Annotated in this window: 19 protein-coding genes; 5 read left to right on the top strand and 14 right to left on the bottom strand. The window is 52.3% G+C overall.

The window, feature by feature from the left end:
* The first annotated feature begins 97 nt into the window (after positions 1 to 97).
* Positions 98 to 898, top strand: coding sequence for a helix-turn-helix domain-containing protein (locus tag MHI43_RS02630; protein WP_036664707.1), 801 nt, complete (start codon positions 98 to 100; stop codon positions 896 to 898).
* A gap of 19 nt (positions 899 to 917) precedes the next feature.
* Positions 918 to 1,376: an SAM-dependent methyltransferase gene (locus MHI43_RS02625; protein ID WP_036664708.1), complete on the top strand. Its 459-nt coding sequence runs from the start codon at positions 918 to 920 to the stop codon at positions 1,374 to 1,376.
* Between the two features lie 101 nt (positions 1,377 to 1,477).
* Here MHI43_RS02625 and MHI43_RS02620 read toward each other — a convergent pair whose 3' ends face one another.
* Both MHI43_RS02620 and MHI43_RS02615 read right to left on the bottom strand, forming a co-directional pair.
* The gene (locus tag MHI43_RS02620; RefSeq protein ID WP_036664710.1) at positions 1,478 to 3,100 is read right to left on the bottom strand and encodes a Na/Pi cotransporter family protein; all 1,623 of its coding nucleotides are present in this window, start codon (positions 3,098 to 3,100) and stop codon (positions 1,478 to 1,480) included.
* Between the two features lie 106 nt (positions 3,101 to 3,206).
* Entirely contained in the window at positions 3,207 to 4,820 is a 1,614-nt protein-coding gene (locus MHI43_RS02615) for an ATP-binding protein (RefSeq protein WP_036664712.1), read from the bottom strand.
* A gap of 206 nt (positions 4,821 to 5,026) precedes the next feature.
* On the opposite strand from MHI43_RS02615, the gene MHI43_RS02610 reads away from it, so the two are divergent.
* Positions 5,027 to 5,644 (top strand): hypothetical protein, encoded by a 618-nt coding sequence (locus tag MHI43_RS02610; protein WP_036664714.1) that lies wholly within the window; start codon positions 5,027 to 5,029, stop codon positions 5,642 to 5,644.
* A gap of 59 nt (positions 5,645 to 5,703) precedes the next feature.
* Here the strand turns inward: MHI43_RS02610 and MHI43_RS02605 are convergent, their stop codons facing one another.
* From MHI43_RS02605 to MHI43_RS02595, 3 genes are all read right to left on the bottom strand, one after another.
* A complete protein-coding gene (locus tag MHI43_RS02605; RefSeq protein ID WP_175320790.1) occupies positions 5,704 to 7,134 on the bottom strand; it encodes an aspartate ammonia-lyase in 1,431 nt (476 codons plus the stop codon).
* 252 nt (positions 7,135 to 7,386) lie between these two features.
* Positions 7,387 to 8,751, bottom strand: a complete 1,365-nt coding sequence (locus tag MHI43_RS02600; protein ID WP_036664715.1) for a HAMP domain-containing sensor histidine kinase — start codon at positions 8,749 to 8,751, stop codon at positions 7,387 to 7,389.
* A complete protein-coding gene (locus MHI43_RS02595; protein ID WP_036664717.1) occupies positions 8,748 to 9,467 on the bottom strand; it encodes a response regulator transcription factor in 720 nt (239 codons plus the stop codon). The genes MHI43_RS02600 and MHI43_RS02595 overlap by 4 nt, the downstream gene beginning before the upstream one ends.
* Positions 9,468 to 9,629: 162 nt before the next feature.
* Here MHI43_RS02595 and MHI43_RS02590 point away from each other — a divergent pair, with 162 nt between their 5' ends.
* Positions 9,630 to 10,361, top strand: a complete 732-nt coding sequence (locus MHI43_RS02590; protein ID WP_036664718.1) for a hypothetical protein — start codon at positions 9,630 to 9,632, stop codon at positions 10,359 to 10,361.
* A 97-nt stretch (positions 10,362 to 10,458) separates the two neighbouring features.
* On the opposite strand, the gene MHI43_RS02585 is transcribed toward MHI43_RS02590, so the two are convergent.
* Together MHI43_RS02585 and MHI43_RS02580 are read right to left on the bottom strand one after the other, a co-directional pair.
* A complete protein-coding gene (locus MHI43_RS02585; RefSeq protein WP_036664719.1) occupies positions 10,459 to 11,382 on the bottom strand; it encodes a polysaccharide deacetylase family protein in 924 nt (307 codons plus the stop codon).
* The gene (locus tag MHI43_RS02580) at positions 11,348 to 12,670 is read right to left on the bottom strand and encodes an MFS transporter (RefSeq protein WP_036664720.1); all 1,323 of its coding nucleotides are present in this window, start codon (positions 12,668 to 12,670) and stop codon (positions 11,348 to 11,350) included. Before MHI43_RS02580 ends, MHI43_RS02585 begins: the two co-directional genes overlap by 35 nt.
* Positions 12,671 to 12,885: 215 nt before the next feature.
* Between MHI43_RS02580 and MHI43_RS02575 the strand changes: the two genes are divergently transcribed.
* A complete protein-coding gene (locus tag MHI43_RS02575) occupies positions 12,886 to 13,602 on the top strand; it encodes a DUF421 domain-containing protein (RefSeq protein ID WP_036664721.1) in 717 nt (238 codons plus the stop codon).
* A 51-nt stretch (positions 13,603 to 13,653) separates the two neighbouring features.
* On the opposite strand, the gene MHI43_RS02570 is transcribed toward MHI43_RS02575, so the two are convergent.
* The 7 genes from MHI43_RS02570 to MHI43_RS02540 all read right to left on the bottom strand — a co-directional run bounded on the left by MHI43_RS02570 (position 13,654) and on the right by MHI43_RS02540 (position 21,402).
* A complete protein-coding gene (locus MHI43_RS02570; protein ID WP_036664722.1) occupies positions 13,654 to 14,685 on the bottom strand; it encodes a copper amine oxidase N-terminal domain-containing protein in 1,032 nt (343 codons plus the stop codon).
* A gap of 176 nt (positions 14,686 to 14,861) precedes the next feature.
* Positions 14,862 to 15,461: a TetR/AcrR family transcriptional regulator gene (locus MHI43_RS02565; protein WP_251500652.1), complete on the bottom strand. Its 600-nt coding sequence runs from the start codon at positions 15,459 to 15,461 to the stop codon at positions 14,862 to 14,864.
* A gap of 27 nt (positions 15,462 to 15,488) precedes the next feature.
* Complete coding sequence (locus MHI43_RS02560; protein ID WP_036664723.1) at positions 15,489 to 16,943, bottom strand: MDR family MFS transporter; 1,455 nt, start codon at positions 16,941 to 16,943, stop codon at positions 15,489 to 15,491.
* 346 nt (positions 16,944 to 17,289) lie between these two features.
* A complete protein-coding gene (locus MHI43_RS02555; RefSeq protein ID WP_036664724.1) occupies positions 17,290 to 18,009 on the bottom strand; it encodes a glycerophosphodiester phosphodiesterase family protein in 720 nt (239 codons plus the stop codon).
* 249 nt (positions 18,010 to 18,258) lie between these two features.
* On the bottom strand, positions 18,259 to 19,119 hold the full coding sequence (locus MHI43_RS02550; protein ID WP_009593684.1) for a carbohydrate ABC transporter permease: 861 nt from the start codon (positions 19,117 to 19,119) through the stop codon (positions 18,259 to 18,261).
* Positions 19,109 to 20,059, bottom strand: a complete 951-nt coding sequence (locus MHI43_RS02545) for a sugar ABC transporter permease (RefSeq protein ID WP_051425401.1) — start codon at positions 20,057 to 20,059, stop codon at positions 19,109 to 19,111. The genes MHI43_RS02550 and MHI43_RS02545 overlap by 11 nt, the downstream gene beginning before the upstream one ends.
* A 5-nt stretch (positions 20,060 to 20,064) precedes the next feature.
* Positions 20,065 to 21,402 carry an ABC transporter substrate-binding protein gene (locus MHI43_RS02540; protein ID WP_012818699.1) on the bottom strand — a complete coding sequence of 446 codons (1,338 nt, stop codon included), beginning with the start codon at positions 21,400 to 21,402 and terminating at the stop codon, positions 20,065 to 20,067.
* Positions 21,403 to 21,417 lie beyond the last annotated feature (15 nt).

Here is a 21,417-nt window from a genome sequence, read left to right as displayed (position 1 = left end):
GCTGCAACCTGCGGAAGCACTTCAAGCTCAAGTCCCGTGGAGGCCAGTGGTCTATCAATCCAGGCCTGCTACGGGGTTATGGGAGGTGTTTATATCCATGATTCAGCATTCTCATCAGCCCAGCCTCGGCATCTTGAACATGAAAAAAGCCGGAGAGAAATTCCAGCTCCTGCGCGTCCCCCCGTCGGAGGACCTTTCCTATTTCATCAAGCATTATTGGATCATTCATTGGGATTTAACCGATCACGAATCTCATCTGCAGGATGTTGTTCCTAATCCTTGCGCCAATCTGGTCGTTCAACCCCGTCGGACCGCTTTTTACGGCGTAGCCAGCACGAGGCATTCGCACCATCTGGAGGGCAGGGGGCAAGTATTCGGCGTCAAGTTCAGACCCGGCGGATTCTATCCGTTCATGAACACTTCCATGGACCGCCTGACGGATTCCTCCATAGGAACCATGGAGATTCTCCAAGTTGAGCCCCATAAGCTGGAGCAGGAGCTATTGACCGCAGAGGAGCCGGAGCACAAGGTTAGGTACATGGAGGAGCTTATTCGCCGCATTCTTCCCGAAGAGGATGAACAGATCGAACGGATTCATGCCATGATCGACCAAATTCATCACAACCGGGACATCATTCGGGTCGAGCAGGTTAGCGAATGGTTCCAGATGAGCCCGAGATCACTTCAGCGCCTGTTCAAGCAATACGTTGGAGTAAGCCCTAAATGGGTGATTCGCTTGTACCGGCTGCAGAATGCCGCCGAAATGCTCGAAGGCCTGGATCATCAGGATATGCTGGAGCTGGCCATGGATATGGGTTATTATGACCAGTCGCATTTTATCCGGGATTTTAAAGCGGTGATCGGTAAAACGCCCGAAGTTTATATGAAGGAACGATAAATCTAAGGGAGGTAACAGCATGTATACGCTCCAGGCGATCGGAACGATCCATAACGAAAGAAAGACGATTCAGGATGATTACTGGGGGGATGTCATCTCGGAGATCAAGCTTGGCGAAGAATGGAATGAAAGCTCCCTGGATGGGGTTGAAACGTTCAGCCACCTTGAAATCATCTATGTCTTCCATCTCGTCCAGGACGACAGCATCCAACATGCGGCGAGACATCCGCGGAATAATCCGAGCTTTCCCAAGGTCGGTATCTTCGCCCAGCGGGGCAAGAACCGCCCCAACAAGCTAGGAGCCACCATAGTGGAGTTGGTAAGCAGAGAGGGCAAGTCCGTTTTCGTAAAAGGGCTGGATGCCATAGACGGGACTCCCGTCGTCGATATCAAACCTGTCATGGAGGAGTTTTTGCCGAAGACAAAGACCAAGCAGCCCGAATGGGCTACGGACATCATGTCCCGTTACTGGGAATAAGGATGAAATAATTCATCCTATAACAAACAGCGCTGGCATGCCCTGTCCTTGAGTTCTAAGGACTGGCTTGGCCAGCGCTGTTTCTATGGAATCCATATCGATTAAGCCTGCTCCTCGTGCATGACGAACTGAGCGATATTCTTACTGTGGTCTCCAACTCGTTCCAGGTTGCTCAGAATATCCAGATAAACCGCCCCGGAGTTCCCTGTGCACAGATTCTGGTTCAATCGCTGGATATGGCTCTTACGGAACTTGATCTCCATCTCATCCAGTTGCCGCTCATAGTCCAGCACTTCTTGCGCCGCAGCCACGTCGTTATGTTCTAACGCAGCAAGTGCCCGCTCCACCGCTTTGTCTGCCAGGGACAGCATTTCTTTCAACTCGCGCCCGGCTTCCTCAGAGAAATCAACCTTTTTATTGATGCTGAATTCCGACAACTCCACGATATTTTCCGCATGATCGCCGATACGCTCAATATCATTCACCAGTTGGAACCAACCGGAGGCTTTTTCGGACTCCCCTTCGGGCAATCCATTCTGCTGCTGGATTTTCACCATATAATCCGTAATTTTCCGATTCAATTCATTGATGAGCTCTTCCTTCTGCAAGGCAAGTTCCCCTACCCGGGATTCCTTGGTAAAAAAGAAGGTGGATGCATCATTGAGCGTCTCACGGGCATATTGCCCCATACGCAATATTTCATGCTGGGCTTGTCCGAAAGCGACAGCCGGCGTTGCCAGTAAACGCTCATCCAAATAGATCGCCTTGAATTCAATTTCCTGCATTTTGCCGGGTATGATCTTGGTGACGAGCCATGCCAGAACCGGAATTAAAGGCAGGAAAATCAGGGCATTGGTCGTATTGAAGATGCCGTGGGCGTACGCGATTTGCATCCGGATATTAACGCCTTCGCCCAGCCATAACACAAGGGAATGCACAGGAATCAGCAAAATCATGAAGATTACGGCACCCACGACGTTAAAGATAACATGCACTAAGGCCGTCCTTTTCGCGGCGACCGTTGCGCCGATTGAAGCTAGTACTGCCGTTATCGTGGTGCCGATGTTATCGCCAAACAGGATCGGCAGCGATCCTTTCAAGCTGATCATGCCCTCATCGGCAATCGTCTGCAATATACCGATCGTTGCGCTGGAGCTCTGTACGACCATCGTAAAGACCGTGCCTACAACGAGCGCAAGAATAGGCTGATCCTGTAAATGGATCATGAAATCCGTAAAGGCGGGCAGCTCACTTAGCGGCTTTACGCCGCTACCCATGGTGGATAACCCCAAGAAAAGAGTACCGAAGCCAAAGACCACCTGACCTACATATTGAAATTTTTTCTTGTTAAAGAAAAATAAAAAGAATGCTCCTACCGCAATAATTGGCAGTGCATATTCTTCGATTTTAATCCCCACGATGAATGCAGTCATCGTTGTGCCAATGTTGGCACCCATAATGACGCCTATGGCTTGTCTAAGGGTCATGAGTCCCGCGTTAACCAGTCCAATCGCCATCACGGTCGTTCCCGATGAAGATTGGATCAGAATCGTAACGCCGACACCGACCAGCACGCCCAGTACCGGGTTGGATGTGTATTTCTCCAGCAACCCGCGCATTTTGTCCCCTGCTGACTTCTGCAGCCCGTCCGACATATACTTGATGCCGAACAGAAAAATGCCCAAGCCGCCTACAAACTTAAATAGGATATCTTGCCAATCCAAGAAATAAGTCCTCCTTTAGATGTCAATCTCGTAGTGTGGCCATTAAAACCCTCTAATAATTTAGCACAATATCACAACAAGATATACCTATCTAAGTATCGACATATTACGAGATCGGCAGACGGATCTCGACCGACGTTCCGCGCTCTTCCTCGCTCCGGATGACGATCCGGCCATTGTGGCTCTCCATGATGCGCTGGACGATCATGATACCCAGCCCATTGCCGTCCGGCTTGGTGGTATGGAATGGTTCCCCGATCCGTTGAAGCACGTCCTCCGTCATGCCGGAGCCGTTATCCGTAAAAGTCACGCGCTGATATTCATCCTCCACATCCATCTGGATGTGTATGTTTCCACCATACGGCAGGGCCTCCATCGCATTTTTCAGAATATTGAGAAAAACTTGCTTGATCTGGTTCCGGTCGCACAGAATCGTTGCATTCCGGCCGAAACATTGAGTCATCTTTATGCCGCCAAGGCTTGCCTGAATGGCAAACAAATGAAGCACTTCCTCCAGAATCTCGCCGCAATTCTCAAGCTTAAACACAGCCGCCTGGGGCTTGCCCAGGATCATGAATTCCCCTACCATCAGATTGGCCCGCTCCAGCTCGGACATGATCAGGTCATAGTGCCGGAGAGCGGCATCCTTATTGGCCAGCTGAAGCATTCCTTTTACCGTCGTGAGGGGATTGCGGACTTCATGGGCGATGCTGACGGCAACCTGGCCGGCAAACACCAGCTTCTCCGTATTCCGCAGCACTTCCTCCGTACGCTTCATCTCCGTAATGTCGCGCAGAGAGCCCACGACCCGCATAAGCTGCCCTTCCCGGTCATACACCGGCTGAACATCCAGGATATAGTGGTGCATGCTTCCGGATATCTCAAGGGACAGCTCTTCTCCGATGCAAATCTCCTGTCCGTGTATCACCCGCTCATAATACTCGCCAATCGGCTTGATGCCGAACACCGGGCGGCCCACGTATTTCGTCCGGTCACGGTCGCCGGCATCCGGGCACAGCAGGCTTAAGCTGGTTTCGTTCATCTGCAGGATCTGTCCCTCCGCATCGGTGATGATCACGCCGTAATGCTTCGTTCCCAGCAGCACCTGATTCAAGGTTTGCAGCTGCGTGTTCTGTTTGCGGGTCACCATCTCCCGTTCCAGGGAATCGGCCATCGTGCAGAGCAAGGCATATAAATGCGGGTGAACAAACTCCTTGTTCGTCATTAGGGAGATCGTCCCTATGATCGCCTTCCCGTCTTCGCCGTGAAAGGGAGCCGAATAACAGGCCATGCGGTGAAGAATGTGATGAAAATGATCTTCTCCTATCAACGTAAACGGCCGTTTGTACCGAAGGCACAGATCTATCGAGCTGGGGCCGTCTTCTTGGGAATACCCGCTGCCCTCCATGATGCCCAAATAACGGGCTGTTTCTATAATGGTCGGGTCCCCCTCCATATCAAGAATGAAGCCCTCGTTATCCGTCATCGTAATCACGACAGGGTTCCCGGATCCGGAGGAAAGGAATTTATTCACGAAGACTTGGATCACTTCGATATATTCGTTATATTTGGCACGCCTTGCAGCCAGTGCTTCAGCATTCAATCGATAAGTATGTGTTGGAAGAAGCTCCGGGTTCATCCCCTTGTCTATACACTGCTGCTTTGCTTGTTGAATGATCTCCTGATCGGTTATCACACCAAATCGATTGTTCAAAATCACATACCCCTTTTTATCATACTGCCACTTTCATGTCACATATGTTTATTCTAACACTTTTATCGGCAAATGGAGCCCAACCGTAAACTTAATGAGCATGCGAATATGCAGCCTTCATCTTATCATGGGAAAGAGCTCGATATCTCCCTCCTTTTTATGTAACTATTTACAGGAAATATCCGTTTAGACTATAAAGGAGATGAGAATCCATGTTCAAACGTCATGCAGCTTATTACGGCTTCGTCCTTGCTCTTCTGATTCTTGTAACAGCCTGTTCGAGCACCCCATCCAAAGCGCCGGCTTCGTCGCCCTCCGAACCTGCGACAAGTGCAGTGACGGACCATGAAAGTCCGGCGGAGCGCGTATTGTCATTGTACGAAGGAGAGGACATGAGTGCCGAGGATAAAGCCACGAACATGCTGGCTCACTTGGAGGGCATGGACTGGACGGAATATAACCGCCTGAGCAGCGGCAAAACGCTGGAAACGCTGGAGCTGCTGTATACCCATCGCTCCCTCATCCAACCCGAGCATTATGCGAGCCTGTTCCTCGCAACAACGAATCTCGACGGTGCCTCAGCCGAGCAATATGCCGCCATCGTCGGTGAATTGTTTGCGAAAGACAGGGAGGGCGTGGTGCAGGCACTTGCTGATTTGGGTGACGAAGCAAGTAGGCAAAGCGTCATCTCAAGCATAGCGTACCATCTCGGTTACCAGGATGTTGCCCAAGTGAAACAAGAAATCCATCAGTGGCAAACGAACAAGGTGCTACATGATGCCGAGAAGGACGTCATCGCCTCCCTCATAGCGGCACTCGACAATCCATAAACGCAAAAAATAGAGCTGACCCTGATCGGGGTCAGCTCTATTTATCGTTAAAGACATCCTTATTGGTTCAACAGGAACTCTTCTCCTGCAATGCCCGGCGAGGTCATGTGGTAAGGATCCAGAATGACCAGAATCTGCTCCTCTGTCAAAAGTCCCTGCTCCAGGATGATCTCCTTGATGCTTTGGCCTGTCTTCTGCGCTTCCTTCACCAGCCTGGAGGCTACGTCATAGCCCAAATGCGGGTTCAATGCCGTAATGATGCCGTAGCTGTTATCCACGAAGTATTTGCAGCGTTCCTTATTGGCTGTAAGATCAACCATCAAATTCTTGTAGAACACGTCCATGCCGTTCTTCAGGATTTTCAGGGAGTGCATCAGATTGTTGGCGGCGACCGGTACCATGACGTTAAGCTCGAATTGCCCGGCCTCGCAAGCCAAACTGATCGTATGGTCATTGCCGATCACCTGGAACGACACCTGGTTCATAACCTCCGCCATCACGGGATTGACCTTGCCCGGCATGATCGACGAGCCCGGCTGTCTCGGAGGCACGTTCAGCTCGTTCAAGCCGGCTCTCGGTCCGGAAGCCATCAGGCGGATATCGTTGCACATTTTCGAGAAGTTCACCGCACACACTTTAAGCGCAGCAGATAATTCCATGTATGCATCCGTGTTCTGGGTGGCGTCCACCAAATCCTCGGCTTGCTTCAAGGAGAAGCCTGTCTGCTCAATCAAATGCTGGACGACGCTCTGCATATAGTCCGGCGTTGCATTTAATCCCGTGCCTACGGCCGTCGCGCCCATATTGACAACCAATAACCCTTGCGCTGCCCGCTCGATGCGGTGGATGTCCCTTGTCAGCACGTTGGCATAAGCCCCGAACTCTTGTCCAAGCCGGATCGGTACCGCATCCTGCAGATGCGTGCGTCCCATCTTGATGACATCGTCGAATTCCTTGGCCTTGTCCTGAATGCCGGCGACCAAGGTCCGGAACACGCCAAGGAGATCCTGGGTCAGACGGTACGACGCAATGCGGATCGCCGTCGGAATGGCATCGTTCGTGGATTGCGACATATTGACATGATTATTAGGATTGCAGTAGAAATACTCGGCCTTCTGTTTTCCCAAAATCTCCAGCGCCCGGTTCGCCAATACCTCATTCATGTTCATATTGATCGAAGTGCCCGCCCCGCCCTGAATGGAATCGACAATGAATTCGGAACGGAGATTGCCTGCGATGATCTCGTCTGCCGCCTCTATAATGGCGCTGCCTATCTTTTTCGGTAGCAGGCCAAGTTCCATATTAGCCAGCGCGGCCGCTTTCTTTACTTCTCCGAGAGCCGAGATGAGCTCGGCATGAATGGGCACCCCGCTGATCGGAAAATTCTCTACCGCCCGGACCGTATTGATGCCGTAATAGGCATCTATAGGAAGCTGTTTTTCCCCCAGAAAATCTTTCTCCACTCGATACTGCATATCCATGGACAACATCACCATCGCCTTTGATTATTTTGTATCTTGCTTGTCACCTGTTATCATCCAGCTTGCCCGGATATATACAGAATTCTGCCTTTCAACTTGAAATCCTCTATAGCTTACGCGTTTTGTTAGGGAATATTGAATAATATGTGTGATTGCGCAAAAAATGAGGCTTTCTCTAAGTATAATTACCCAGAAAAAGCCCCTCTTACCCCAAACGGCTTGATTTCCATTGACGTCCGTTAAGATGGATGGTTACAGACCCTAAGCCACGGAAGCCTTCCTGTGCTCCGGAAAACCTAACGAAATCACGGCGCCTCCCTCTTGGCGATTCCCCGCCGTGATCAGGCCTCCGCAGCGCTCCACGATGGCCCGGGCAATCGCCAAACCGAGTCCCGTCTCCCCGTTCTTGCCCTTCACAAACCGGTGGAACAGATGCGGCAGCAGTTCCTCGGAGATCCCATCGCCGTCATCGGATACGGTGAGCACCACCCGACCTTTTTGGAGACCGGCTTGAATGTAAATATGCTTGCTTGCATGCCTCGCCCCATTCGAAACGATGTTCAGAAGCGCCTGCAGCAGCTTATCCCGGTCGGCATACACCGTCAACGATTCGTTATCCCCGTACGAAAGATGCACGAACAGCCCTTTTTTCACCAGAACCGGATTGATCCTCTCGATCGTTTCCTCTACAAGCTCTTTCATATTGACTTCTGCGGCCTTGAAAATATCATCTTCGCTGTCCAGCTTGGCCAGCAGCGTCATCTCGGTCACGATGTTTCTCATCCGGCCACTCTCGCTCATAATGATATCGAGCCCTTTGCGAATATCCTCCCCTTCGAATATGCCGTCCCGGATTCCCTCCGCATATCCGGATATGGACATGAGCGGCGACTTCAGCTCGTGCGAAGCGTTCTGGAAAAATTGTTTCTGCACATGATTGTACCGCTCCAGCTCACCGGCCATTTCGTAGACGGACTCTGCCACGGCGCCGAGCTCCCCGCTTGCCGACACGCGCCGGACATCGGAGAATTGGCGTTCCTTCACCTTCTTCAATTCTTCCTGCAGATGCATGAGCGGCTTAATCAGCCTCTTGGTGATGAATAGGCTTAAGATCACCATGACCACGGCCCCTGCGCCGAATACGAGCATCAAGCGCCCCAGCAGCGCTTGCTCAATCGCCTTGATTTTGCTCACTGGCGTAATCAGCGTCATCGTCCCTTGGGGAACTGCCGTGACCTCGGTTAGGAATTGCCCGTCCACCGATGACGATTTAAACGAAGCTATGCTATCGGGTCTGACTGCTGCTATGCCCATGTACTGGGCGGTAGGGGTTACAGGAGTCGAGCGGACTATATTCCCTTGGCTGTCCTGAATAATAACGCCTACCTCGGCAACCTGCGCAGAGGCAAACCCGCTAACGGTCAAAGGCTCGCTCTCGATAGGGATGCTCTGTGCAGCCGCGGTTTCCAGCTTTGCCGTCAGCGCCGCCCCAATGGACTGCATGTCCTTTCTTTGCGTGCCGATAAAGTGGTCCAGCAGCACATAATGAATGACGACGGCCGTCACGGACAGCACGAGTATAAGCGACAAGGCGAACGCAAGATTGATCTGATGGACCAGCTTCATATCGATGATTCCTCCCCATCCGTTCTCATTCGGTATCCATGTCCCCATATGGCCTCGATCGGCAGCTGCTCCACTTTCTTGCGCAGCCGTTTAATGAGATGGTCAACCGCCCGGTCGCTCCCAAAATAATCGTCCCCCCATACGGAGGTCAGCAGTTCGTCCCTGGTAAACGCACGGTTCGGATGCTCGGCAAACACTCTCAGCATCTCGAATTCTTTGTTGGTCATATCCACTTCTTCCCCGTTCCAGAACACGCGCCTCTCCTCCAGCAGTAACTGAAGCCGCCCATTGCTAAGCTCCGGGGAAGCGGCCGCAAGCCGCGGGACAGTCTCCGCCTGATTGAATTTATACCATCGGCTCAGCTGCCGTTTGATTCGGGCAACCAACTCGCGAGGGCTGAACGGCTTGACCATGTAGTCATCGCTTCCCAGCTCAAGCCCCAATATTTTATCCACTTCGCTGTCCTTGGCCGAGATCATGATGATCGGGACCTCGGCTTCCGCACGGATTCGCCGGCACAGTTCGAAACCGTCCATGCCGGGCAGCATAATATCGAGCACCCACATATCCGGCGGATTCGTTCTCCACATGTCCCAGCCTTCCTCCGCCGAGCCAAGGCCCACCGTCCGGTAACCCTCCTTACGCAAATAAGCCTCCACCAAATTTCGTATATGCAAATCATCATCCACAACGGCGATGAGATAGGTTTGGTTCATAATCAGTACCTCCGAGCTTCATCTCCTCTTTAGTATACCAATCGGCACAAAGCGAATGGGGAATGCCATTGTTTTTCCACAAATACACCAATGTTCTGCCAATGCTGATTCGTACACTGGGTACTGTAAGACAAACCAACCCCGATAAGGAGTGTTAATACGATGAAACACAAACTATTTGGCAAGCTCGCCCTATCCGCTGCCCTTCTTGGAACAGCAGCCCTTCCCGTCCATGCCTCGGGTGCCGAAACCCCAAGCGATGCACCGAACCAAACAGGTAAAAGCGCGCCCGTTGCCACCGCTGCAACCATTTCCGTTATGCCGAATCCGTTGGAATTAGCTGAGAAATACGCGCCGGAAGCGGTTCAAGACTGGAAGGAAACGCTGGCGAAATACGGCAAGCTTGCCGGAACCGAGGCAACCTTCTTTTTCTCGGAGGCCGCCGCTGTCGCTGCAGATAACGGAGAGGTAAAGCCGTTAGCGGCAGAAGGCGAATTCGGGATATCCATTGCCGTGCAAGCTGCTCCGGCTGAAGCTGCCAAGGGATTCGTGGACAGCGGGGATATTAAGGATATCCAGATTACCAAGATCAAGGAGCTTGTCCCTCTGGAAGGCACAGCCATCAAAGTAGCCGAAGCTGTTAAAACCGATGCCGGCGACGGGAAACACGACGTGATCCGATTCGAGACAGCCAGCGTGAAGGCAGTGAAGATCCGCGATGCAGAAAGTTTGGAAGTGAAGATCGACGATGAGGATCTGGCGTTTATCCATGCCAGAATCGACCTCTTCAAAGCAATGGATTCCAAGGACGCCGACGCCATTAAAAAAGCGCTTGCGAAACTGCTGGACCAATACAAGGCACAGATTGCCAAGCTGGAAGCTGAAGCGAAGTAACGTCGATACGAGACCGTACATGACAGTGCGAGCCCAGCGTACTTAACCGAAAACAAGCCCTGCCGGTGCCGCGGCAGGGCTTGTTTTTAGCATAGGCTTACGTTTTTTTGGCCATTGCCTTCATCAGCTTCACCGCCGAGCGCACGCGGGGACGCTTCAAGTGCTCCTCCACGTAGCGATAATCCGTCAGGATCACCTTGGCATCCCGCAGACCATAAGCAAAATCATCATCAAACAGCAGGCGGTACTCCCATACCCGCTTCTCCCAATTCGGAATATTCGCCAGCATCCATTCATCCTCCGCTCCCGGGTGAACGTACGTTTCACTGACCCCTTCCGGGAGTCTGTATAGCTTATCGATTAGCGACTGTTTGAAGCTCTCGTAGGTCTCTCCCTCGACGACGGGAAACGGATGCGAGAGCAGATAATCCGGGATCGGCACGCCGAACGTATCGGCCAGGCTCGAGGCGAGCGCCACCGGCCGCTCGATATTCGGCAGCGTGCTGAGCAGCGGATCCTCCGGGTGAATATAACGAAACAAGCGCGCGGGGAGGCGCCAGCGGGAAGTCTTCCACAGCATCTGCGGGATAAGGCTCCGCCCCGTTTCCATCCCGTAAAGGCTTCCCATGTGGTTATCCGCATGGCTGATGCGGATGCCGGCCTTCTTCGCCAGCCGGTATTGCGCCTCCAGCTCTTTTAGCACGGCGCCCGTCTCCGCTCCCCGTTCAAACTCCTGAACCGTCCGGTATTGATGACCGCTAGCGTCATGCAACGAAGAATGACCCGTCAAGCTCTTCCACCGCAAAGCTTCGAATTCGCTCGTCAAGGTCAGATGCAGCCCCACATTGGGTTGGCGCCGGCGTGCGGCCCAGGAGGCTGCCTCCTCAAAGCCGGGGGCCACGGTCATGATGGTCGCCGATGAAACTTTATTCTCCTCCAGCAGATGCCGGATCGCCTCATTCATGGCCTTGCTCTGGCCGAAATCGTCACAGTTGATGATCAGTCTTCGCTCCATGGTCATGCCCGCCTCCTATGGATTTTGAGAATTCGATTTTGGTTGCATACGACAGCACGAAGGAAATGGCCAACAGGCATAAGGGAACGACACTGATTAAGTACCGAAAGGTCGATTCCGGATCGCTTCCCGGGTTGTCGCCGCTTTCATATCCGAATATCATGCCTACGACAAAAAACGCCAGGGCGGAGATCAATCCGCTGGAACGCGTAATAAACCCGCTGACCGCCGTATAAATCCCTTCTCTGCGAAGCCCTGTCCGCTCCGCATCCTCATCGATGATGTTTCCGCTAACCATGGCCGGCGTAACCAGAAATCCCGCCAGACCGAACCCTACCCCGATCCCTGCCAGAATGCCGCTCATCAGATCATAGCCAAACCACAGAGGGATGACGGATAACCCATATATCCCTAGCGACAAACGCCATGCCTTCACGCCGTCCATCCTGCGGATCATCCAGTACCACACGAACACCAAGGGGATGACGGATACAAACACGGCCGCCAGCAGAATCGACACTTGATTGTCCGGGATACGGAGCACGTATTTTGCGTAAAAAGGGATCGTGGAGCTTATCAGCCCATTCACCGTCTGGGCAAAAGAATTGGAGATGTTGAACACCCAGAACTTCTTGTTTCGCAGCGTTTCACGAAACGCGTGGACAAGCTTGAGCGGCTCGCTTGCGCTGAACGCCTCTTCCTCGCGGACGCTCATCATGCACAGGAACATGAACACGCCGAACAGCAGCGCGTACAGAATCGCCATGTTCGAAAATCCCATGGCGTCATAGATGATCGGAGTCAGCGCAGTACCGATCAACAATGCCACCACTTGATAGCCCTGCTGGATGGCCGAGGCCTTCGCCCGGATGCGGTCTCCGCGGAACAGTTCGGGGAACAGCGCCCCATAATTGACCCATAATACGGTTGCCACGGCTTCATACAGGATAAGGGCAACCAAAAACCACATAAACAGCCCGTTCTCAGACAATCCTTCCGGCGGCGAGAACACGAGCACGAAGGTCAGCATGAAGAGCGGAATCGCCCCGAATACCCACGGCCTGCGCCGTCCCAGCCTGGTTCTGGTGCGATCGGACCAATACCCCATGAGCGGATTGTTTACCGCATCCCAGATCAGAAATACGGTTCGTGCCAGAGATGCCAGCCCTATGCCAAGACCCAAGGTATCGACGTAAAAAAAGATGTAAAAGGAGCTGAACGCCTGACTCGGAACCATCATGGCAAACATGCCCAGCGAAAATGAATACGGCGAATTCACCCAACTGCGCTTCATCCGTTTCCCTCCATCCGTCATGGACGATTTTGTTGTACAGTATTCGGCATGCGAAGGGAATATACCTGCGCAAACGAAGGCTTAGGTAATCTCGTCTATAGATTGGAGAAAAAGCCATGATCGAGACTTGGAAATGGACGCATATACATATTTTTCATGACAACTGCCCACCCTTCTAGTTAAGGACCACAAAATCTTCGGAAAGGGTCTGTGCCATGGAACTCCTTAAGGATCTTCTGCTAGTGCTTGGGAGAATTTATACCATATACCCGCTGCTCTTGGGCGTTACCCTATTCATGGGCCGCCGCTCCATCGCCGAGCTTCCCGTTTTCGACTACATCATTATCCTGTCCCTGGGCTCCGTGGTCGGAGCAGACATCGCGGATCCCAAAATCGAACATATCCATACCGCCTTTGCGATCATCGCCATCGGCTTGTTACAGAAGCTTGCCTCGATTCTGCTTGTGAAGAGCCGGCGCATCGGCAAGTGGATTACATTTGAACCGCTGATTGTCGTTAAAGACGGGCAGTTCATTTATCCGAATATGAAAAAAGCACGTTACTCGATCGATAACATTTTGCAAATGCTGCGCAAGGAACAGATCTTCGATATGGCGGAAGTCGATATGGCGGTGCTGGAGCCAAGCGGTGCCTTATCCATCCTGAAAAAGATGGAGAAGATCGCCGTCACGCTGGAGGACCTGAAGTTAAAGCGGCAGAATGCCGGCCTGTCCTACGCCGTCGTCAAAGAAGGTCGCATTCAAACGATTACCCTTCGAAAATTAAACCTTACCGGAGAATGGCTGGAGACTCAGCTGGGTGAGCGGGGAATTCTCCTCGATCAGGTATTCTTCGCTTCACTCGATGAACAGAAGCGTTTAAATATCACCATTTACGATAAGGAAATTCCGCTCCCTCCCTTGTATCATTAAGGATTCCGAAAGAAGCCTGGCGCTGCCGCCAGGCTTCTTCCCGTTTATGACTTATTGAAGAACGATTTTGATGGCATTGCCGATTGGCGGCAGACTCTTGGTCAGTACCGGACCGTAGTAGCCGATAATTTCCGCATCGTCAGTCAAGTCGCTCGTTTTCAAGGCTTTGCCGTCTTGATTCACGACAACCGTCTCGGGCGTCAGATTTAGGATCACTTCATTGGGGGATTGTTCCGTCAACCCTTTGCCATTGATCGTTACGCGCAGGTTGCCGCCATCCGCATTGATGTCGGTGATGGCGCCGGCCGTAGCCAGCTGCTCCGTCTCTTCCTTGTCGGACTTCACGCTGATTTCGTAAGCATACGTTTGAGGAGGCAGACTCATCGTCATCGCCAGGCTGTGCACCGCTTCGATCTTCATGCCTTTTGCAAGATCCTTAAGCTCGATCTTCTTGCCTTCCGCATCGCGGATGACCGTGTTCTCATCCACGTTCAGCACGATTCCTTCGGTGCCCGTGCCGTTAATATGAACGGCTTGGCGTTCTTCGTTATGGATAACTTCCGTGATGGTTCCGACCACGGTTTCCTTCTTAACCTCTTCCTCGGACGTGATGTTTACCTTCGTTCCATCAACCGCGACGTTAACCCGGAGCACTTCGCTGAAGAAGCTCGCAGGAACATACAGCGTGCCTTTTACGTTCACCGGAGCAGCGCCGAGGGACTTATACATTTTGTTAACCGCATACTGATCTTTGCCCGTTTGCACGAGGGTCCAGATCGGCGATCCCGGTTGGGTTAGCTCCGCAGACCGGTCTTGTTGATTCCACTCCAGTTCGAATCCGAGCGCCTCGGATACGCTGCGCAGCGGGATCATGACCTGTTTCGCGCCGGCATTCATGAATCCGGCTCCAGCCACTTCCTTGCCGTTGACCAGAACACCATAATCAATGATCGCCGAGATCACCACCGGCTTCTGTTCCTGAATGTCTCCGGTTTGGGGTGCCGCATAAGCCGCTGCGCCGCCGGAAACCGCCATGGCCGCAACCATCAGCGTCGCTGCTTGCTTCTTCCATTGTTTGTTCATGTTCATCATCCTTTCTAGGTGCCTTAGATTATCATGTACAACTATACTGACGGACGCATCTGCCAAATGTTGCATTGAAATCGAAAGTCCAAGGGCCGAACATAAACCAAAAAGCCGTTCCGGGCGACTTTTCCAATCTCCCGAAACGGCTTTTGTACTGTAAGTGAATATATCAATTAGCGTTGTATGAATAGCGGGTCCACGAAGCTTCGGCAATACTCCTCCGCAATCTGTTCCGCGCTGTATCCCATATCGCGCATGTACAGAATAATATCGGCCCGCGGCAAGGATGCAAGCATCACGGAGGTGAACAGAGGATCCAGGGGCATCAGCTCCCCCCGCTCAGCCGCAAGCTCCAGCAGACGCTTGATCTGTAAGCGCAAATACGTGAAGGGCGGGTTCTCGCACATAATGTTCTTGGTTTCCTCCAAACGGTCAGAGGTCAGCATCACCCTGAGCCACTCCAGATCCTCGTTGAAATGCAGAATCACCTTCGTCATTACCGTCCGAAGCCGGTGTGCTACCGTTTCACCTTCGCTATTGCGCAGATAAACGTCCAGCCCTTCCATAAACCGGTCGATCTTGGCTTCCATCAGCGTGAAGCAAATCTTGCTCTTGCTGGGATACCGGCGGTAAAGGGTACCTTGACCGATTCCCGCCGTTTTGGCCACTTGATGCATGGAGACGTCCTCGACTCCGTATTTGTTAAATAAGGCCTGAGCCGTATCCAAAATCTTTTGACCCAACTCGTCATTCTCTTTCGGCAATGCACGCATCCCTTTCTAATTAAACAAACGGGAACCTTATGCGGCAGACTGTTTTTCTTCAACGGGTGAAGACGTACGTTTAACAAATAAGCCCAGCACGAAAGCGATGATTGCAAGAACAAGCCCGATTACGAAAGCATTATGAAGACCGGCAACCATGCTTTGCACCGGATTGAGATCCCCGGTTGTTTCAACGTAATTTTTAGCACCTGCAGTCATGATGCTGATAAAGAGCGCCATACCGACAGCTCCCGCGACCTGCTGCAGCGTATTCATGATCGCCGTTCCATGCGGATACAGCAAGCGCGGCAGCTGATTCAAAGCCGTGGTTTGGGCCGGCATCATAACCATCGAAATCCCTATCATCATCATAACATGAAGGAAGATGACATAACCACCCGTCCATGAAGCGTCGATGCGCGAGAACAGGAAGATGGCGATGCTCAGCAGCGCCAAGCCGGGAATAATCAGAACGCGCGGTCCGAATTTATCGAACAGCTTTCCTGTAATCGGCGCCATCAATCCGTTGATGATCCCGCCCGGCATCATGACCAGACCCGCCGATAGCGCAGTCAAGCCCAGAGCGTTCTGCAGGAACAGCGGCAGCATGATCATGGTGGAGAACATGCTCATCATAAGTACCAACATCAGCAAGGTCACGAGAGAGAACATCGGAAATTTGAAGGTACGCAGATCCAGCATCGGTTCCTCCATCTTCAGCTGACGCCATACGAAGAGCAGTAAGCTGATAGCCCCGGCGGTAATGCACCATATGACCTTCGGATCAGACCAAGTGCCTTCGCCGGCACTGCTGAATCCGTATACGATTCCCCCGAAACCGATGGTAGACAGAATAATCGAAATGTAATCGACTTTCGGCTTGGTCAGTTCCGATACGTTCTTCAGGAACACCGCGGCAAACACGATGGAGAACGCAGCGAGCGGAATGACCAGGTAGAACAACCAGCGCCAGTTCAGCGCATCCACGATCAAACCGGAAAGCGTTGGCCCGATCGCCGGTGCCGTCATGATGACCAGACCGATCATCCCCATAGCGGCTCCGCGATTCTGAGGCGGATAAATGCTAAGTATGGTGTTCATCAGAACCGGCAGCATAAGCCCCGTTCCGACGGCTTGCAGGATACGGCCTACCAGCAGCACCCCGAATACCGGCGAGAAGCCGCATATAATCGTACCTATCAGGAATAGCGACATAGCGCCAATAAACATCTGTCTTGTCGTGAACCAAAGCTGCAGCAGCGCCGTGACCGGCACCAGAATACCGACAACCAGCATGTAAGATGTGGAAAGCCACTGCACCGTCGACTCCCCAATGCCAAACTGCTCCATCAAGCTTGGGAAAGCGATGTTCAGCAGTGTCTCATTCAAGATGGACACGAACGCGCCGATAATCAGTGCGGCAACGATCGGCCCTCTCTTTATTTTGCTTAAATCAATCTTGGCCGAACTTGGCCCCACTCCCATATCCAAGACCTTATCCTCCCTGTCTTTTGTCTATACGGACAATTGTCCGGTAACGCGTTTTTTATTCTAACGGACAATTGTCCGCAGGTCAACTGAAAATTTTCATTAAATTTTCAAATTCGTCCGCCCAGATGAAGCCCGCGGCGTTTTCCGCTGCCATAAGCAGCCGAAACAAGCAGGATTCGGCCATTCATAATAAAAGGATCCGCCCCTAAATCGAGACTAGGGCAGATCCTTTTTCTATGCACATTTCGACTTTAGGTTCGCCTTGCCCCGAAAGACCCTTGGCATTTCCTAAATGCAAGTGTCCTAATAGGTCACTCCGCTGCGCGCAAGTCAGTCCCTGAAAACGCTAAGCATTCAGTGCAATCTTTTCTTTGTACACTTTGGCCCAGCCTTCCAAGTTGTTCGTTACGATCAAGAGTTCAGGATACTGGGCAAGGGATGCCAATACCGCCTCGTCATCCGGCGTCCAGACGATGAGCTGAATCCCCCGCTTGCGCGCTTCCTCCATAAACGAAGGGGTCACGTATACATATTTGACGGACACATAGCGAGCGCCGATCTGTTCCAGATAAGGAAAGACCGATGGCGTCGCCCCGTAAATCACAAGCCCCAGCTCGATGTCAGGATCAAGGGAACGGGCCCGTTCTATCGAATAATGATCGAAGGAGGTCAGGAATACCTGCTTCTCCATGCCCGTATCCTTGATCACGTCAATGACCTTCTGTTCCAGCCCGGGATAGGTGTCCCCCATCTGCTTCAGCTCGATGTCAACGATCATCCGATCCTTGGCAAAAAGCAGCGCTTCCTCCAGCGTGGGGATGACTTCCCCCCGGCCTGCATCCAGCTTGCGTATTTCCTCCAGCGTGAAGGCATTGATCGCTCCGGTTCCGTTGGTCGTCCGGTTAACCGTGGGATCATGAATCACGACAGGCACGCCGTCCTTCGTCAGCTGGACATCCAGCTCCAGGTGCGAGAAGCCAAGCTCCAGCGCTTTCCGAAAGCCCAGCATCGTGTTCTCCGGATATTTGAGCGGATAACCTCGATGGGCTAATCCCCGTACTTCCATGTGCCATTCCCTCCATATATAAGTCGATTGACGGCCTCGATCACACTGCCGCCGCAAGAAGACGGACTTACGCAATCGAAATGGCCGTTTGCAGCTCTATAGGTTTGTTCGCCGTGGGCTTCCCGATCCCTGCTGCGCACCGCAGGAATTAGCTTTATGTCCTTCGCTCGAACAAAGAGACGGTATGGCGGTGTCTCCTTACCCACCGTCTCCACACCGTCCTGAATTCCGCAACATATGATTATGCGGTTATTTAAACGTCGAGTTCGCCATCGCGGCCACGATATGCTTCTGCATCACCGTAAAGACCAGCACGATCGGGATGATCGCCATGACGCTGGACGCCATAATGACGTTGAAGAACATCGCTTCATTCCCGGCGATGGAATCCCGCAGCATCGCGATACCGACCGTAAGCACGCGCATGTCGTTGTTGTTGGTCATGATCAGCGGCCAGAAATACGAGTTCCAGGACGAGATGAAGATCAACACGCCCATGGTGACGATCGTCGGCATCGCCATCGGGAACAATAGCTTGTACAGAATGGAGAATCGGCCGGCTCCATCCACGCGCGCCGCTTCCAGCACGTCGTTGTTAATCGATTTGAACGCCTGCCGGAGCAGGAATATCGCATAGGCGGACGCCCCGTGAGGCACGATGAGCGCCCAGAAGGTATTCAACCAATCGAGCTTGGACATCATGACGTACACGGGAACGAAAATTACCTGTTCCGGCACGATCAACGCGGCAAGCACCAACAGAAACAGCGCGTCCCGTCCCCAGAACTTCCCCTTCGCGAATGCATAAGCGGCCATGAGCGCCACGTTCAGCTGCAGAATAATGGTTCCGACCGCCATGAGCAAGGTATTGCCGAAGAACCGCGCGTAAGGGATAACCCGGAAGGCTTCGGCAAAGTTCTGCCAGGCAAAGGTTTCCGGCCAGAATGTAGGAACGGCCATCCGCATCTCAGACTGCGTCTTGAGCGCGCTGATCAGCAGCCAGTACACCGGAAAGAACATGACGAGGGTCACGATCACGGCCCCGATTACGCGGAGCGTCATTATGGTCTTTCGGTTCTTGGCGGATCCAGCCATATAATTATCCTTCATAGTGCACCTTCTTCCTGCTGACCACCCATTGTACCAATGTTAACAGCAATATGATTACGAACAGAATCATGACAAGCGCTGAGGCTCTTCCTGTTTTGAATTCATCAAAGGCCATCGTATAGATCCAGTACACGATCGCATTCGTTGCTTTGAGCGGACCTCCATCGGTCATGACGTCAATCGACTGGAACACCTGCATGGAGGAAATAAAGCTGGTAATGACCAGAAACAAGGTCATCGGCGACAAGAGCGGCAGCGTAATGTTGCGGAACTGCCGGAACTTGCTGGCTCCATCAATGGAGGCCGCCTCGTAATACTCGGCCGGAATCCCCCGCATGCCTGCAATAAAGAGGATCATTGCAAAGCCGACGCCTTTCCAGACCGAAACGGCAACCAGCGCCGGCAAGGCCGTCGAAGGGTTGGTCAGCCATTCGACCGGCTCCATGCCGAACCAGGAAACAATGGAATTCAATAGCCCGTACTGTCCATTATAAATCCATGTAAACACCATGGCCGCGACAACCATCGATACGTAATACGGCATAAAGATGACACCGCGCATGAAGCCGAACAACCGTGACGATGACACGTTGAGCAGCAAGGCCAGCAGCAGCCCGATGACCAGCGTGAATACAACGTCCATGACGGTATACAGGAACGTGACCTTCAAGGAGTGATAGAAATCCGAGTTCGACAGCAGGCGCGTATAGTTATCGACGCCCACGAATTTCTTCACGGGACGGGTCATGTTCCAATTCGTGAAGCTGATGTAGACGGAATAACCCAGCGGATAATACAGGAACACGCCCATAAACAGCAAGGCCGGAACTGCGAACGAGAAGTCCTTCCACTTCTCGATCAACGTATGAGACATCCGTTTAGAGACCGAAGCGGTCGCCCGATCGGACGCCGCCTTTGTCATTGCTTTATTGGTCTCCATAGGCATCACTCATAGTCAGCCAGAATATCGTTGATCTTCTTGGCTGCATCCTGCATAAGTGATGTCGGATCTTTTTTGTTCAATACCATTTCCCCTACGACTTCTTTGTAGACTTCGCTGAATTCAGGATAAGCCGGATGCTGCAGACGCGGCGTTACTTCGTCGAAGTGCTCGTATACCGCTCTGTATTGCGGCCATCTTTCGAAATATTGATCGCCTTCCTCGGATTCGATCGCGGATTTTCTTGTCGGCAGGTATCCAACGGATTCCGCCCATTTAATGTTGTGCTCCGCGGAAGTCATGAACTCGATGAATTTCCAAGCCGCTTCTTTCTCCAGATCCTCTGCGCCGTCCATCATGACGATCCCCGCGCCGCCAATATTGGAGGTCCGCACTTTATCGCCAGGGATAAAGGATACGCCAACCTCAAAGTCCGCATTCTCGCGGTACATCTTCAGCATAGCGGAAGTATGCTGCACCATGGCGATTTCGCCGTTCAGGAACATCTGGCGCATATTGTCGGAAGCCCCTTTACCGAAGCCCATATGCATGCTGCCTTCATTTTGCCACTTGTAGAAGTTCTGAAGGTACCGGAGAGAATCCTCGGTCTCGACAGCGGAAGCACTCAGGTCCTCCGTCAGGATTTGTCCGCCGCCGTTAATGTTCCACGGGTCATAGTACCATGTGTCCCAGCCTGGAACGGAGAAGGCATAGCGAGTCGTTTTATCGCCTTCTTTTTTCGTAACTTTTGCATTGAAATCCTCGATTTCGTCCCACTTCGCAGGCGGCTCTACACCCAGCTCGTCCAGCATCGTTTTGTTGTAGACAAATACGCTGGTGCTCACGATGAGAGGAAATCCGAATTGCTTGCCGTTGTAAGCATAGGCGTTCAGCATCCCTTTAGCAAAATCGTCCATCTTCACTTCGTCGCGCTTGATCCACGGGCCCAAGTCGGCAAAAACGCCGCTGTCCGCAAAATTGGCGAGCGATGATACCTCGACGTTGGTAACGGCCGGCACGTCATTCGCAGCCACTGCAGCCGATAATTTTTTGTGAAGATCAGGATAACCGCCTTGGAACACCGGCTCAACCGTGATATGAGGGTATTTCTTCTGGAATTCGGCAATCATGTAGTTCAAGCCTTCAAGCTGGGCATCCGCGTGGGCATGCCAGTATTGGATTTTAACGGGTGTCGTGTCGTTCTTCATATCCATCGAAGCGGCTTCCACGTCATCCAGCGAGACCTCTCCTCCGGCACTTTCACTTCCACCGCCGCCTCCGCAAGCCGTGGTAATCACCATAAATATGGTCAATAACATTAACAACCATGATTTCTTTTTCATAGATGATCTGTTGTC

The organism is Paenibacillus sp. FSL H8-0457, assembly GCF_038051935.1.
Classification (GTDB): Bacteria; Bacillota; Bacilli; order Paenibacillales; family Paenibacillaceae; genus Paenibacillus_AQ; species Paenibacillus_AQ lautus_A.
The sequence above is the reverse complement of the archived record's forward strand: the minus strand, read 5'-3'. Positions and strand labels throughout refer to the sequence as shown.

Coding starts and splice junctions, on each gene's coding strand:
- MHI43_RS02630 (WP_036664707.1), top strand. CDS start 98: ATGATTCAGCATTCTCATCAGCCCAGCCTCGGCATCTTGAACATGAAA.
- MHI43_RS02625 (WP_036664708.1), top strand. CDS start 918: ATGTATACGCTCCAGGCGATCGGAACGATCCATAACGAAAGAAAGACG.
- MHI43_RS02610 (WP_036664714.1), top strand. CDS start 5,027: ATGTTCAAACGTCATGCAGCTTATTACGGCTTCGTCCTTGCTCTTCTG.
- MHI43_RS02605 (WP_175320790.1), bottom strand. CDS start 7,134: ATGTTGTCCATGGATATGCAGTATCGAGTGGAGAAAGATTTTCTGGGG.
- MHI43_RS02600 (WP_036664715.1), bottom strand. CDS start 8,751: ATGAAGCTGGTCCATCAGATCAATCTTGCGTTCGCCTTGTCGCTTATA.
- MHI43_RS02595 (WP_036664717.1), bottom strand. CDS start 9,467: ATGAACCAAACCTATCTCATCGCCGTTGTGGATGATGATTTGCATATA.
- MHI43_RS02590 (WP_036664718.1), top strand. CDS start 9,630: ATGAAACACAAACTATTTGGCAAGCTCGCCCTATCCGCTGCCCTTCTT.
- MHI43_RS02585 (WP_036664719.1), bottom strand. CDS start 11,382: ATGACCATGGAGCGAAGACTGATCATCAACTGTGACGATTTCGGCCAG.
- MHI43_RS02580 (WP_036664720.1), bottom strand. CDS start 12,670: ATGAAGCGCAGTTGGGTGAATTCGCCGTATTCATTTTCGCTGGGCATG.
- MHI43_RS02575 (WP_036664721.1), top strand. CDS start 12,886: ATGGAACTCCTTAAGGATCTTCTGCTAGTGCTTGGGAGAATTTATACC.
- MHI43_RS02570 (WP_036664722.1), bottom strand. CDS start 14,685: ATGAACAAACAATGGAAGAAGCAAGCAGCGACGCTGATGGTTGCGGCC.
- MHI43_RS02565 (WP_251500652.1), bottom strand. CDS start 15,461: ATGCGTGCATTGCCGAAAGAGAATGACGAGTTGGGTCAAAAGATTTTG.
- MHI43_RS02555 (WP_036664724.1), bottom strand. CDS start 18,009: ATGGAAGTACGGGGATTAGCCCATCGAGGTTATCCGCTCAAATATCCG.
- MHI43_RS02550 (WP_009593684.1), bottom strand. CDS start 19,119: ATGAAGGATAATTATATGGCTGGATCCGCCAAGAACCGAAAGACCATA.
- MHI43_RS02545 (WP_051425401.1), bottom strand. CDS start 20,059: ATGGAGACCAATAAAGCAATGACAAAGGCGGCGTCCGATCGGGCGACC.
- MHI43_RS02540 (WP_012818699.1), bottom strand. CDS start 21,402: ATGAAAAAGAAATCATGGTTGTTAATGTTATTGACCATATTTATGGTG.